At 51.2% G+C, this 13050-nt stretch carries 15 protein-coding genes; 3 read left to right on the top strand and 12 right to left on the bottom strand.

What is annotated here, in order from left to right; translation table 11 throughout:
* Positions 1 to 352: 352 nt before the first annotated feature.
* The 3 genes from PanJK_RS22680 to PanJK_RS22670 are packed head-to-tail and all read left to right on the top strand — an operon-like array spanning position 353 to position 1766.
* The gene (locus tag PanJK_RS22680; protein WP_137387493.1) at positions 353 to 928 is read left to right on the top strand and encodes a hypothetical protein; all 576 of its coding nucleotides are present in this window, start codon (positions 353 to 355) and stop codon (positions 926 to 928) included.
* Positions 910 to 1380 carry a hypothetical protein gene (locus PanJK_RS22675; RefSeq protein ID WP_265303193.1) on the top strand — a complete coding sequence of 157 codons (471 nt, stop codon included), beginning with the start codon at positions 910 to 912 and terminating at the stop codon, positions 1378 to 1380. The genes PanJK_RS22680 and PanJK_RS22675 overlap by 19 nt, the downstream gene beginning before the upstream one ends.
* Positions 1380 to 1766, top strand: coding sequence for an acyl-CoA thioesterase (locus PanJK_RS22670; protein WP_265303191.1), 387 nt, complete (start codon positions 1380 to 1382; stop codon positions 1764 to 1766). Before PanJK_RS22675 ends, PanJK_RS22670 begins: the two co-directional genes overlap by 1 nt.
* Before the next feature lie 31 nt (positions 1767 to 1797).
* Here PanJK_RS22670 and PanJK_RS22665 read toward each other — a convergent pair whose 3' ends face one another.
* The 12 genes from PanJK_RS22665 to PanJK_RS22610 all read right to left on the bottom strand — a co-directional run bounded on the left by PanJK_RS22665 (position 1798) and on the right by PanJK_RS22610 (position 12347).
* Positions 1798 to 3462 (bottom strand): helicase/relaxase domain-containing protein, encoded by a 1665-nt coding sequence (locus PanJK_RS22665; RefSeq protein WP_265303189.1) that lies wholly within the window; start codon positions 3460 to 3462, stop codon positions 1798 to 1800.
* Entirely contained in the window at positions 3452 to 4969 is a 1518-nt protein-coding gene (locus PanJK_RS22660) for a UvrD-helicase domain-containing protein (RefSeq protein WP_265303187.1), read from the bottom strand. Before PanJK_RS22660 ends, PanJK_RS22665 begins: the two co-directional genes overlap by 11 nt.
* A 115-nt stretch (positions 4970 to 5084) precedes the next feature.
* The gene (locus PanJK_RS22655) at positions 5085 to 5765 is read right to left on the bottom strand and encodes an SAM-dependent DNA methyltransferase (RefSeq protein WP_265303185.1); all 681 of its coding nucleotides are present in this window, start codon (positions 5763 to 5765) and stop codon (positions 5085 to 5087) included.
* A gap of 89 nt (positions 5766 to 5854) precedes the next feature.
* A complete protein-coding gene (locus tag PanJK_RS22650; protein ID WP_265303351.1) occupies positions 5855 to 6049 on the bottom strand; it encodes a DUF5983 family protein in 195 nt (64 codons plus the stop codon).
* A gap of 113 nt (positions 6050 to 6162) precedes the next feature.
* Positions 6163 to 7101 (bottom strand): DUF1281 domain-containing protein, encoded by a 939-nt coding sequence (locus PanJK_RS22645; RefSeq protein WP_265303183.1) that lies wholly within the window; start codon positions 7099 to 7101, stop codon positions 6163 to 6165.
* Between the two features lie 103 nt (positions 7102 to 7204).
* Positions 7205 to 8191 carry an ArdC family protein gene (locus PanJK_RS22640; protein WP_265303180.1) on the bottom strand — a complete coding sequence of 329 codons (987 nt, stop codon included), beginning with the start codon at positions 8189 to 8191 and terminating at the stop codon, positions 7205 to 7207.
* Positions 8192 to 8265: 74 nt separating this feature from the next.
* Complete coding sequence (locus PanJK_RS22635) at positions 8266 to 8862, bottom strand: hypothetical protein (RefSeq protein WP_265303178.1); 597 nt, start codon at positions 8860 to 8862, stop codon at positions 8266 to 8268.
* Between the two features lie 71 nt (positions 8863 to 8933).
* Positions 8934 to 9545 (bottom strand): hypothetical protein, encoded by a 612-nt coding sequence (locus tag PanJK_RS22630; protein ID WP_265303174.1) that lies wholly within the window; start codon positions 9543 to 9545, stop codon positions 8934 to 8936.
* A 72-nt stretch (positions 9546 to 9617) separates the two neighbouring features.
* A complete protein-coding gene (locus PanJK_RS22625; protein ID WP_265303172.1) occupies positions 9618 to 10226 on the bottom strand; it encodes a hypothetical protein in 609 nt (202 codons plus the stop codon).
* Positions 10227 to 10357: 131 nt separating this feature from the next.
* Positions 10358 to 10699, bottom strand: coding sequence for a hypothetical protein (locus tag PanJK_RS22620; RefSeq protein ID WP_265303170.1), 342 nt, complete (start codon positions 10697 to 10699; stop codon positions 10358 to 10360).
* A 98-nt stretch (positions 10700 to 10797) separates the two neighbouring features.
* The gene (locus PanJK_RS22615) at positions 10798 to 11145 is read right to left on the bottom strand and encodes a hypothetical protein (RefSeq protein ID WP_265303168.1); all 348 of its coding nucleotides are present in this window, start codon (positions 11143 to 11145) and stop codon (positions 10798 to 10800) included.
* A 308-nt stretch (positions 11146 to 11453) separates the two neighbouring features.
* Positions 11454 to 12347, bottom strand: a complete 894-nt coding sequence (locus tag PanJK_RS22610) for an integrase domain-containing protein (protein ID WP_265303166.1) — start codon at positions 12345 to 12347, stop codon at positions 11454 to 11456.
* Positions 12348 to 13050 lie beyond the last annotated feature (703 nt).

Here is a 13050-nt window from a genome sequence, read left to right as displayed (position 1 = left end):
CGGGCGTCTTGATCTGAGGACATGGTCTCTCCGGCTTTAATTAACGTGTGGATAGGTACTTAACTCAAATATGCAGGAGCAGGCATTTGCATTCTGCATTTGATGTCATCCCTTATGCTCAGCATCTGCACTGACCATGCCTGAAACGAAAATTTGCCCCGCCTCATGGAAACTCTCACAGTTCAGATGAAACTTTGTGAAAATAATTAACGTTATATTTATAAAGTCTTTAAATATTACCATTACTTAAGACTTTCGTGCAAATATTTCCCATTTACTGGTATTTTTTCCCACAACTAAACCAAAGATTTCCTTTAGAATCAGGTGTATTGATTTCGCTAAAGGCGTGCGCATGCTTGACACAATTGAGAAGAGGCTGAAATGTTGCCGTGCGGCAACAGGGACTTCACCTCAGGAAGTAGTGAACTACGTTCAGCAGCAAAATACTGAACTCTCCTACACGACTTACACCCGCTGGGAGTCTGGTGGCACGGTTCCACCCCGACGTATTGATGTGATCAATCTGATTGCGGATTTCTTCAGTGAAAGCGGCCTTAAAGTTGAAGGCAACTGGATAATGACAGGCGAAGGATTTCCGCCACAGTTCACTGAATACACAAAGCTGGATGAAGATACCCTCTTTATACTGGCCAGTCGCCAGTTGCCCGACGTGGAACTTATCCAGGTAGGTGGGACCTATGGTGAACCTTATATCAGTTTCGGAGAATTCTGTATTGTATCGAACGAGCGAACTCTGGACCCTAATAATAACAAGCTATGCCATGTAAGGCATAAGAATGGCTTGATTATAGGGGTGGTCAAAATAGTCGACGAGGACAGCGTCACTATTGAAGGTGTAAAAAGCACGGCCATTAAGAAAGAAGATATTCTCGAGTGCCGGAGAGTGAAGTGGATCCAAAAGAGGTAAAACTCAATTTTCATCGCTGTAGTACGGAAGTTATAAACTTTCTGAACAAGATGGAGAAGACAACCTACATCTCTACCCTTCTTGTTCAAAATAATGCCATCGCAGCTCATCAGAGCAATGGTTATGCTGAGTGGGACAATAAATTTTATTATGAAGGAAAGTACAAGGACAGCCTTCTGATAAAAATAGGTATTGAACTCACCAAGATAAAAAAGGGTGACGTCAGTACAGTCGTCTGGGATGACTCACTCAGAAACGAAAAAATTAATGTTATCGATGAGCAGCGTCGGGCTCATAACATTTACCATGGCATTAGTTTTATCTATGGAGTGGAGAACGATATGAGCATGGCGCTTAATATCTGCACCGGGGTCAACACCTCGCAAAAGGAATTTGAAAACCTGATACTGCCAATGCGGTTTGCACTGCTGAATTACTTTAAGGATTTATGATGTTTACCAAAACCTATTCCGTAAACGAAAAACACGTTGATTTTCAGGGCGTTGTGGATGGTCTTTATTATCCCTTCTATATGGAATGGACGCGTCACGCGTTTATGAAAGAAGAATTGGGGCTGGATCTGGAGCAGGAGTTCGCTGAAGGTCGCCTGCATATGATCCTGGAATATACGCTGCGCTTTAAGAAGAGCCTGCAGAAAGGTGATGAAATGCAGGTAACATGCGTCCTGCAGGCCAATGAAAAACGCAGTCGCGTCAATTTCGTTCAGCAGATACTGGTAAACGATACCCTTTATGCAGAAGCCGTATTCACCGCAACCTGCATCGCTAACGGCAGACCGACTGTTCCGGATGCAGTGAAAAATGCCATCCCAGCCTGAATTTAATCAGGGACCTTTAAAGGTCCCTTCATTAATTTTCAATCATAATATAACGACTGTTATGAAGTTTAATTTTTCCTGAGCAGCCAAGTAAAGAAAGACGAATTAAATATCCACTTCGCTTCTGATACTTACCTTCAAGACCTTCACTTTCATATATTTTTACTCTAAAAAAACGCTTGTCGTTACGCATATGTAATATGCCCATCTTTTCGAAAGATGACTGTACAGCCTTTCGGTCTTTTTCCACACCCTTAGCATCTATGAATTTAAATACCGTCCCCGGTAGAGATATAAACATAAATCCACTTACCGCATGCAGCAGGCTGTCCTGTTGGTTCACGCTGAGCGTTTGATTATTTACAGACTCCTTAATCCACTCTAAAAACTGCTCCCCCGGATTGCTTACTTCATTCATAGCTGAAGCCGTGGACATATCTCCGTTTTCATCTTTATCACTTTCAGTGTCAACGACCGTATCCAGCATGGACTCATTGGCAGGGAAGTCATCATCTGGCTCAGCGTCGGGTATGAGTTTCACACATTCAGCGGGAACCGCGATTATATGTTCGTCAGAGGGCTGAACCGGAATAACATCATCTGAAATGACTGGGGCCTGTTGTTCCGCATCATCATTCACATCAGTGGTCGCCGGTTCAGCTGCATTGAACATGCTGAGTAGCAGGGAGGTGTCATCATCAACTGATGTTTTTTCAGTCTCAGGTTGTTCATTCGTTGAACCGCAGTTTTCTGAAAGTGCCGATGACAAAGCAATTGGACCCTCTGATGCCGTTAACGGATGTTCTGCCTGGCCGGTCGCATTATCTGACGGCAGTTTTGCTGCACTTTCGGTTCCGTCATCAGCAAGCGCTGAGGCGGCGCTGATGCCCCCGTCTGATAAAATGATTGCCGACTGCGACTGTTCGGTGACTGCAGATGACACAACTGAAGTCACTGAATGCAGGCCCACAGATGCTGCGCTTGCGGGCGAACCGCTGATATCCCGCGCTTTATCGAGAATATCTTGAATCAGTGGCATAGCCGATGCCTCTCTGACTGCCAGCGTAGCCATCACCTGCATAGCCTGGCGATCCCCGCTGAGCCAGGTAACACCGTCGTCCGGTAGCAGCCTGGAGGCCATCAACGTTGCCACGCTGGCGTTATCTGCCTGATTAACCCGAAACCGAAACGGCGCTGACGGTGGCACCATGCCGGGCATCCAGCAGCGACCGTCCAGTAGTTCGCCCTCAATACGGCTCAGCAACGCCAGATGCGCGGTAAGCGCTGACCAGAAAACAACCGCATTCCAGAGCGTATTCTTAGCGGCCTGCTCTTCTGGAGCGGCACCCGGTGGAAACATATGCCCTTTTGCCAACCTGACGCTGCAGGCGGTAAATTTGAGGGTGAAGTCGATAAATCCTCCTTCTTTACTCCATTCACCTTCTCCGGCGGCCGGCACAACCTGCACGCACTCAGCGAGTTTTTTCAGCGGTGCCAGATACAGCCGGTTATAAACGTCCTCCGGCAAAGAGGTATTATCCCAGATTTGCCTCATCAGTAGCTTACGATGCGGTAATGAAAGGAGCTGTGCTGCAGACTGCGGCGTAAAATATCCCGATGGGATCCTGCTGCCAGCTGGCGCTGACTTCGCGGCGGTTTTCCCCCCGCACAAGCTGGCAATGAGTTTACTGAACATTTTTACTTCCTGATAATGCCGGTTTATTGTCACAGTTCGATGCCAATTCTGCGCGGGTCGGATTCGTCTCGACCGGTGTTTCAGAGGCTTCATTCAGCTCCTGCAGGCAGCCGGTTACGATACGGACCAGCTCATTTGGCACGAGGACTTTGCGCGCGCGGGTCACCGATACGTATAGAAGATTCAGCTCATCTTCCTTTTCGCGCGGGCTCAGAAGCGGGTCGGTAATATCAACAAAATCATCGCTGAGACTGACCGCGTTCCACTCAAGCCCTTTACTGCGGTGCGCGGTCACTACCGTCACGTCAGCATCGCTCTCATGCGTTACCGCCTGTTTTTTCAGTAACGCCAGTAACGTCGGAAGGGGAAAGTACATGTCCAGCAGTCGGACACCCTGCCCCATCTCCGGATCTTTCGTCGCTTTGGCAATGGACCGGTACTCTTCAAAGTCACGGTAATCGCGCGTCAGCTGGGGCGACATAATGCGGTCAGGCATATCGACCGAAAACCAGTAAAGATCTTCCAGTTCAACAATGCGGTAACCTTCCATCCCCCCTACCCAGTACACCCTTTTACCCGCCAGGCTTGCCGTAAGGGCCGAACCAATCACGCCCGCCACCGTCCGGCTGATAACACAGTGATGTGCTGTTCCGGCTGGAAGCTCAGGGACAACCTGATCCTCACCGCCGAGCCCACATATGCCGCGCGATTCTCCTGCTTGCGCCAGTAAAGTATTCGCAACGTCTGCAACCGCCGGACCAAACCGGAAGCTGTTTGTCAGCCAGAGCCGATCTGCGGTCTCCAGCTGTGGAGAAACCAGCGCGTTTTCAGCTCCCCTGAAGCGATAGATTTGCTGGTAACGATCGCCAACAAGGATGATGCGGCAGGGCTGGCTGAGAACAAACTGACGGGTAACCGGATTGGCGTCCTGCGCTTCGTCAAACAGGATAACGTCCCACCTCTTCCCGAGATCCGGTACAGACAACTGATACAGTTTGAGGTAGATGTCATGCGTCACCGGAAAATGTGAATCCATTCGGGTCATCTCATGCCATACAACCTGTGCCGCGCCGAGTATCTTTCCCGCATCCAGTCCCCCCCTGTCACTTTCATCTGGCAGGTGCAGAGGTGATATTTCGCTGTCGGCGCTGTAGAGAAAAGTGTTAAGTGTGCTCAGCGCAGATCGTGCTAGCAGCCAGTGGCGCGTATTGAGCAGACGTGCAATATCCGTGACGCGAAGGGATGTGGCGAGTCGCGCCTGAAGGTGCCGGCCAAACCCCGGCCACGCCAGCTGATGAAACGTTTTACACTCCACGTTATAGGGAAATCGCCGCTCGGATTCCTCACGTATAGCGCGGTTATAGGCAAGATAAAGCATGCGTTCACAGGGATTTGCCAGCGCGTAAGCTTCAAGCGTTGATGTTTTACCCGTGCCGGCGAACGCCGTCACGACAAGTTGTCTGCCTTTCCAGGCAATTACCTGTGCCTGCTCCTGCGTGGGTTGCATGTAAGATGTTCCTCCGTCAGCGTCATGTCATGCACCATGCCCTGCCGGTAGTGTGGTATCCATCGCAAACTCTATATCGATTTGCAAAAAAAACGCCTCCGGAGAGGCGTTATGGTCAGGCTGCGCGTTGCGTTGCGCGCCCGAGTTTTGCTGCCCACCTGCCGGTGTAATGCAGCGGAGTGTAAAGCGTCCTGCGCCGTTCAAGCGTCAGCGCGTTGCCGGTCACAACCTCAGCCGCGATACCGCAGAGCGAGAGCTGTATGTAGGACATATTGGCGGCCAGCGGATCAACGTCCGTTACCGACACCCACAGTTGCTCTGACACCGTATAACCGCGCTGTGCGAACTCTTCAGCAAAGGCGATGACCATGCAGCCCGCGCCGCTGGCCGGTTCCTGCAGAGTAATGAAATCCTGAGCCTGCATCAGCGCATCGATGCCGGACAGCTGCACCGATGCCATCATCCGCGAGACGTCCCACTGCGTGAAAAACTGGCCGCGATACTTATCACCCAGCTCAAGCTCCATAAAAACGCTGCCAAGGAAATCACAACGGTCCTGATCGAGCGCCATGACGACGTGACCCAGTAACGCAGCCATCTGAGTGACGTCTTCCTTTTCGTAGCCGGCAATTATGCTCAGATACTGCTTTTCAAGCCCGGCATCGTGCGCAACGCCGTTGTGCAGCGCAATTGCCGCGCAGCTGACGAAGTCTTCAAACACCTTGTGCCGGTGGTGATAACGGGCCGTGGCGTTGAAAAGCGAGAGGAATGCCTTGCGATGGTTGACAGAAGTCATGCGTGTTCTCCATAAAAAAAGGGGAACACGCCCCTGAGGAAGTGTTCCCCTCAGGGTGTGAGGCAAGCCTTACGGCTCACCTTTTTTGGTTACCAACTGTACGTGGTGAATCCCTCAGCCTCCGGAGCCCCTGATTCGAAAATCAGGATTTTCACGGCATCCGAACGCATCACGGAAGCGATCAGGCTGCGAGCCTCTTTCGATAACCCGGCCTCTTTCAGCCGAAGAACCGGCGCAGAACGCGCGGTTAACCGCAGCAGATAGCTCCCACCGACATAGTGGATCCACTCACCGTGTTCGACTTAACGGGTTGTGATTTCATCCAGCAGCGCATTGTCGCCTGCGCTGAGGTGAGCCGTAGAAATGACGCGGCAGCGCAAATACTCGCCGTTGCCACTCATGCCTGTGCCGTCCGCTGTACGGGCATTCCGGCCGGTAAGTCATCGGATTCAACTGCCGGCACAAGATGAAGCCCGGGCCTGCCGTCGTCCAGCTCGTCAATGGTCGCCTCAGCGCTGCAGACGTGCTCACCCCGATCGTAACAGTCATAGCCATCCAGTTCGTGAGCGGGCTCGCTGTACCAGTGGCGAATCTCACAGTCAAACGTGGACGAAAGCGCCGCAATCACTTCTCCTGCCGGCGGAAACCAGGCGGAATCAAACGCCAGTTTTATGGTGCTCAGTCCTTCACGCTGCCAGCTGACGTTATGACCTGCGGGCCACTCCATGCCGTACTGACGACAGTAAAAACTGCTGGCCGTAGACATCCCGGCAAGTAAACCTCCGCTGCCGTTCAACTCAGCGGCAAGACGACTGGGGATAATCTGCAGCATATCGCAGGGCTGTGCCCGCTCAGGCAGCTGGCTCAGCCGCTCCCAGCACTGCGCCGGTTCAATTTCCCGGGACAGGGTGGCAACACCAAACCAGTCCGCATAGCGTTCCTCAATGAGTCGCGCGATATGCCTGCGCGATACCTCCGGAATGCTGTCCCAGCGGATAGCATCGATACCGGACTGATGGTAAATTCGCTCGATTTTACGCAGGTTCTCACCATCAAGCAGTTCATCCCTACGCAGCAGATCGAGCCACTGTTCAAACGCCAGATTTGCCGGCGTGCCCTGTCCCGTCCCGCTCTGCATCAGCGCGGGAAACGGCGGGAATGACTCCGTTTTGACCGGGCGTAAAAGTCCGCCACATCCTGCCAGAAACAGCTTTATGCTGCGCATGACGGCGTGACGATACAGCGGTACGGCTTCGCCGGTGATCCACTCTTCCATAATGCCGATGAGCGCGGATTTTCCAGTGATTTCTAAACGGTTATGGCACCAGTCTGACATGGTTAATTCCTCTTTTTACGAAAAAAAAGAGGGCACTGTCCCGTGAGGGTCAGTGCCCTCACGGGACGGCAGCGCGATCATTCAATGCTGCCGGGTTGGTGTGTTACGCAGCCTCAGCCGCGCTGTCTTTTAACTGCAGTAAAAACTCAGAGGCTTCCCTTGCCTGCCGACAGGCACGGAAAAGCGCTTTTTTGTCGGACTTCAGGACTTCAAGCCACGATTTTATGTAGCTGTCGTGCTGAACATCGCCGAAAACGCCGAGTTGAGCACACAGAAACGCGCTGCCCATTTCGGCTATCAGTTCTTCAAACGCATAAACCGGATCGCCGAACTTCTTCGCCGATTTGGTTATGCCTTCACGGTTCAGTCGTGACTCATGGCCGGTGGCATGTATCACTTCGTGCAGCAGGGTGCTGAAGTAGTCGGCGTGGCTGAAAAACTGCTCCGCCGTTGGCATCAGTATTGAATCAGTGTGTCTGGCGTAATAAGCGCGGTTCTGTAATTTGAACTGCACCTTAACGCCCGCCATATGCACAATCTGACATATCCGTTTTTCCGTCGGCCAGTCGATCGTGCCGGGGTATTCGGTTACGGGTGATTCATGCGGTACGGCGGCGACACTTTCCGGTAATCCGTCACACTGCTCAACGTTAAACAGAAAGTTAGGCTTTATCATGGCCCGTGATTCCATCAGTGGCTTGCCTTCTGCATCAAACAGCTTGTTACCGCTGAGATCTTCAGCCTGCTTTTCAAACGGCCTGAAGATAATGGCCTCTGATGACGTTTCACCTTTGCGGACCTGTCCGCCTAGCTCCTGCGCCTGACGATACGTTACCCAGCGATCGGTGCTGTACCCTTTTTCCTCAGCGGCCAGCCACAGCAGCAGCACGTTTACGCCGCTGTATGGCTTGCCCGTTAAGGCATTAACCGGTATCGGACCTGAAACGGCACAGGTGCCGACGGTGCGCCACGGTTTTTTCCAGGGCGCGACGCCGTTTTCCAGTGCCTCTACGATGCGGTCAGTGACCTTCTGGTACAGATCGACGCTCTCAGTATTCTTCGTGCGACGGGTTTTGGTTGATTTAGTCATGGGATGCTCCTTAGATGAAAAAAGGGCGCATCCCATCCCTGACGGGCGAGAAATACGCCCGTCAGGGATGGTTGTTAACACACCGGAGAAATAATTTTTCCGTCGGCAGTTACGCTGTTCAGCCGCAACCGGAGTTGCTGCCTTGAAAAATAAAAGTTGTGGCGATCAAACCGCTTACTGTCTGTAAATATTGCTTCTTCAAACATGGATGCTGCCGAATCGAACCACCCGGCCCGCTCTTCGTCGCTGCGGCATTCAAGAAAATCCGAAGTCCGCATTACATCCATCCTTTGCCTGAGCAGCGCAAGCTTACGCTCACTCAGCCAGCTGATGGTTTTGCGTTTCAGCTGGTACGCGGAGCGGACAGACAGAACAACAATTTTGTCATCGGCCGTCATCGCGCTGAAAAAGGCAGGATCATCAACTTTGAGCCCGTATTCTTCAGCGATGTGACCAAATTTAAGTTCGACCTGCACGCCCGGATCGCAACTGTCACCGCTGTATTCAAGCGCATGTATCCGCGCCTTACGGTAGAAGAGCTGACCGGGTAAACCGTTCTGAAATTCCAGGAACAAACCTTCCTGCGAACTGATAACCAGCCTGACCGACATGGTCTGATGGTATGTATCGTGAAACAGCTGCGCGAGCGCGTTACTGTCGAAAGTAAACATAGGATCACCTGCTGAAACAGCGGGACCTGCCTCCTTCCGGAGAGCAAATCCCGGAAGGGTTGGTAAATGTGTCAGTCGTTGTGCTGTTGGGCAAGCCAGAGTTCAATACCTGAAATCGCTTCCCACTCTTCAGTGGTGACCTGCTTGCCGGGTCCGGACGTTTTAACCAGCAGCAGGTGTTCAACTGCGCCAGGTATCACGAACGATGCCGGAATGTCTTCGGGTGCTTTGGTAAACATATCCATGTTCCACGCCAGCCATCGCTGTGCGAAACGCCAGCTCTGCGGGCAGGAACTGGTTATGTGATAGCAGCCGGGGCATATGTTATGCAGAAGAACCAGCACGATGCGCACGAATAAATCCTGCCTGCATCGCTGACTCTCAACTTTGCGGTACGGTTGAAAATCATCCGAAAGCATCTGCCTGAGGTAGAACGGATTGCAGCAGTAGCCTGCACTGTTCTTATGGTTGAACGTAACCGAACCTTCATCATCAAACAGTTCGGAAGCACGGTTCATCTCAAAACCCAGCGGCTTATATGGCCGGAGCTGAGCAGGAAGAAGCCAGAAGGCTTCTTTCAACACCTCGGTAAATCGGGACCACTGCTCCGCCTTTATGGACGCCCCCTGGACCAGCTGGTAAACGCCCGGAATGACCAGTGAATCGATTGAGGTCTGTGTCATGGTAAATCTCCAGTTCAAAGGGGATTTACCGCCCGCAGGGACGTAAATCCCCGATGGGTTAAAGTTGAGGTGTTAGCGTTTGTCGGTTTTCAGTGCCTCAAGTGTGAACTCAAGCTCTGAAACCAGCCCCCAGTCTGCCGTTGTGAAAAGTCGTTCACCGCCAGACACGCTTCTAATAAGCAACTCATCAGCCGCGCCGGTGATAAACTCATGCGTGCTGAAGGGCTGAGGCGCAGCATGATCTGAAATCAGCTCATGCCGTATTGCCCATCGAACAGGCAGAGACCAGCTGACGCCGCCGGCTGATGACGATATTTCGTAACAGCTATCACAATGTTGATACAGCAGGATAAGCGCTATCCGCGTGAAGAAATCGACGGGTTGCCCCTCTGTTTCAATACGAAAATCGGCACTCAAATCCTGAGTAAACATCACGCCTCTGGATACGTAAGTCCCTTCGTCTTTTCCGGCGAAAGCAAATATCTCCGGAGAAGGAAACATCATGGACGCGCGTTGCATACGCATACCATTCGTGGGCGAGCATGGACGAAGATGTACCGGCAGCAGCCAGAATGCTTCTGTGACTGCCAGGGTAAAACTGTGCCACTGGCTCGGGGATATCCATCCGGTCTGCTTCACGTTATAGGTGACCTGCTGAGGCGGTACGGAGATGGGAGTCATGATAAATCCTCAAAATTCAGTGGGATTTATCCCCCTGATGGGAAATAAATCCCCACAGGGTTGGTTAACGTGAAATTGCTTCAGATCGGGCTATTGCTGAGACGGCTTTGCCGTCCAGATAACCCAACTCCTTACTGATAAGCGAAACGTAACGTAGCGAGCTGATTCGCCAGCTTCAGTGCGAAGCGGCGAGCCTGGCGATACGAGCGAAACTCCTCAGCAGGATGTTTTAGCGAACTAAAGCGATGATTGCCGTAAAAGGTGCCGGAACGCGTAAGTATGCCGGACGTCCATTTTCCAGAGGATAACTGATGGACCTGCACCTTAAAGCTCAGTGAGCCGGCGCGGTTCGTTACCCATTCATCTTTACTGTTGCCGTCAGCAACACGATCCCACAGGGATACAGCCGCAGCGGAAGCCACAGAAAAAATGCTTTTTATGGAAAAGAAAGATGGTAAAGAAAGGGTTTGCATGGTGTTTCTCCTGTTAGTAGGGAAACACCTGCCCTGTCGGGAAGATGTTTCCCGATGGGCATTCGTAAAACGAATGTATAGCTGAGGCGACTGTGCCGTTACTTCTGAGCAGTAAATACCCGGAAGGTCGCAGCGTCAGACGCGGCAAGCTGAGCGGATTTCGCAGCAGCATTGTGAGTAAAGTGCTTACCGTGCCGGCTGAAAATGAACTCATCGCCCGGCTGACCGTTAATCACCGTTCTTGCCATAACAATGGCGTGATAACGCTGATCGTCGAACCAGACACGGGGACAGAACTCATAATGACCGGAAGGTGAAGACAGCCACCATGTTCTCCTGAGTGCAGCCGTGATATGAGGGTATTCAGACGCAACACGGGTTGCAGCTGAAAGAACAATATCCAAAGGCATACGCAGCTCAGTAAGGAACGAGCGGGTTACAGACATAGTTTCTCCTGAAAAACAGAGAAACATTTGCCCTGTCGGGAATGTTTCCCCGAAGAGCGAAGGCCGAAGCCGGATAGTTGAATGAACCTTCATCGCCAGGCAGTAGGAGCCGTGTTTGACGATATCTGCTTCCAAAGGCGAGCAGATGTACCACACTGATGTGTTCTCCCTTTCAGGCTACAGGAGTGTTATTGAAGCTACCCGAAGGCGGTCATCTCAAGCCACTGACCATTGGTGGTTGTCCGAAGACAACATAAGAAGCGTTTTAATAATAGCGCCTGTTCGAGGAAAATTACAAGACCCCGTTATTAACCTATTTCGTCAACGCGGTTATAAACACGCGCAACATAATCTCCGCGCCCGTCACCGTGTCCAAGATCCATCGACACTAAAGCCTCAGCTTCTTTTCGGCTCATGCCATTTTCAAGGTGATGATTTACGGCGTCCTGAGAATAAGCGTACCTGAGACTGTGCGGCGCATGTATTCCCGTCATTCCACTTTCACGTAATACATTATGATAGCGGTCAAGCGCCTGGTGAAGCGTTGGCTTGTCGATTAACTTACCGTTATTATCATCCACATAACGAACAGCCTCATTTAATAAAGCGACAACCCTGTCCCTTTCAAATATCGTTGCATCACGCGGACGCCCTCCTTTAGAGCCGAATACAACGCGAACATTATTTTCACCGGCGAGCAAACTTTTTCGCCACGTCTTGAGTGACTTTGCTGACTGAACAGTTTCTTCTGCCCTGAGACCAATATATCTTGCCAGTTGAATACCTAAAGCGATCCCACGATCTCTTTCTGATACGGTCGATATAATTTCCTTAAGACGTTCATCAGAAATGGCGAGCTTAGTCCCTTCCCTGCTGGCACCAGAAATATTCAGCGCCTGATTGCTCAGTTTTTCATGTGCAGGATTAGCCAGAACGTTACGCCCTCCCTGTGAAAGGATTGAACGTAATGCGGCCATTTCATTTTGTAAAGTTCGGGACGATATATTTTCAACCTGACGACTACGGATATAATTTTCGATATGTTTGGTCTTAATATGGCTTACGTCCCGAATCTGAATGTTAAGGGTTGCCAGTCGCTCCGAAAAGCGGCTGGCAATCTTTGAACGATCAGAAACTGTTTTAAAACTTCCTCCGCCCTGACGTGCGAGCGTAACGAGCTGCTTACTTAATTTTCCAGCCACTGCATACCTCCTTCAGAATCCACAGGTGTTGGCCCACAAAACCAACAGCTGTATGACTCTGTACATCTCTTCCCCGATGACACGGTTGCTTTTGCGCTTCCTGCGTCTCGACTGGTATCTGTGCATCGGGGCGGCGAAATGTTGAGTTCTTGCGAGGCTCCCCAGGTCTCTGACCTGTTTGCGGCTTACGCCGTGCTGACGTTAGTCAGTCTGCCTCCGTACACCAGTTTCCTGATGTCGCCATCGATACCGAGTCGATCATTCTCCTTCTAATAAAACGCCCTTAACGGGTTGTTCGTTAACGTCGCGTCATGGTTGATAAATAGCCAGTTGAGCACCTGAAAACACGTAATACGTGCACGTCAGATTGTACCGGCCTGCTGAAAAACGCACTGTGCGTGGGTTTGGTCGTTATGCGCTGCGCGCGTCACTTTGTTCTCGTTTCACTCGAACGAAAGTGACGCCGCGCAGCTTCATGCTTCTAATGCATTTTCCGCAAGCGCCCAAATGTACAAAATGGGCTTATGCGTCATTGCAAAAGTCGTATGCAGCTCAGGGCTTATCCCTGAAAAATTCATAACGAAAGTGAAGTAAAACATCGTTGTGGACGCTTTATCTGAGAGCAAGAGGCATAAAAAACAGCCCTGCGTTGGTATGTTTAAGAAACCCCCATCGTCGCGTCGTAGGTGCGCATTGTTGACGA

The organism is Pantoea sp. JK, from assembly GCF_026130245.1.
Taxonomy (GTDB): domain Bacteria; phylum Pseudomonadota; class Gammaproteobacteria; order Enterobacterales; family Enterobacteriaceae; genus Pantoea; species Pantoea trifolii.
The sequence above is the reverse complement of the archived record's forward strand: the minus strand, read 5'-3'. Positions and strand labels throughout refer to the sequence as shown.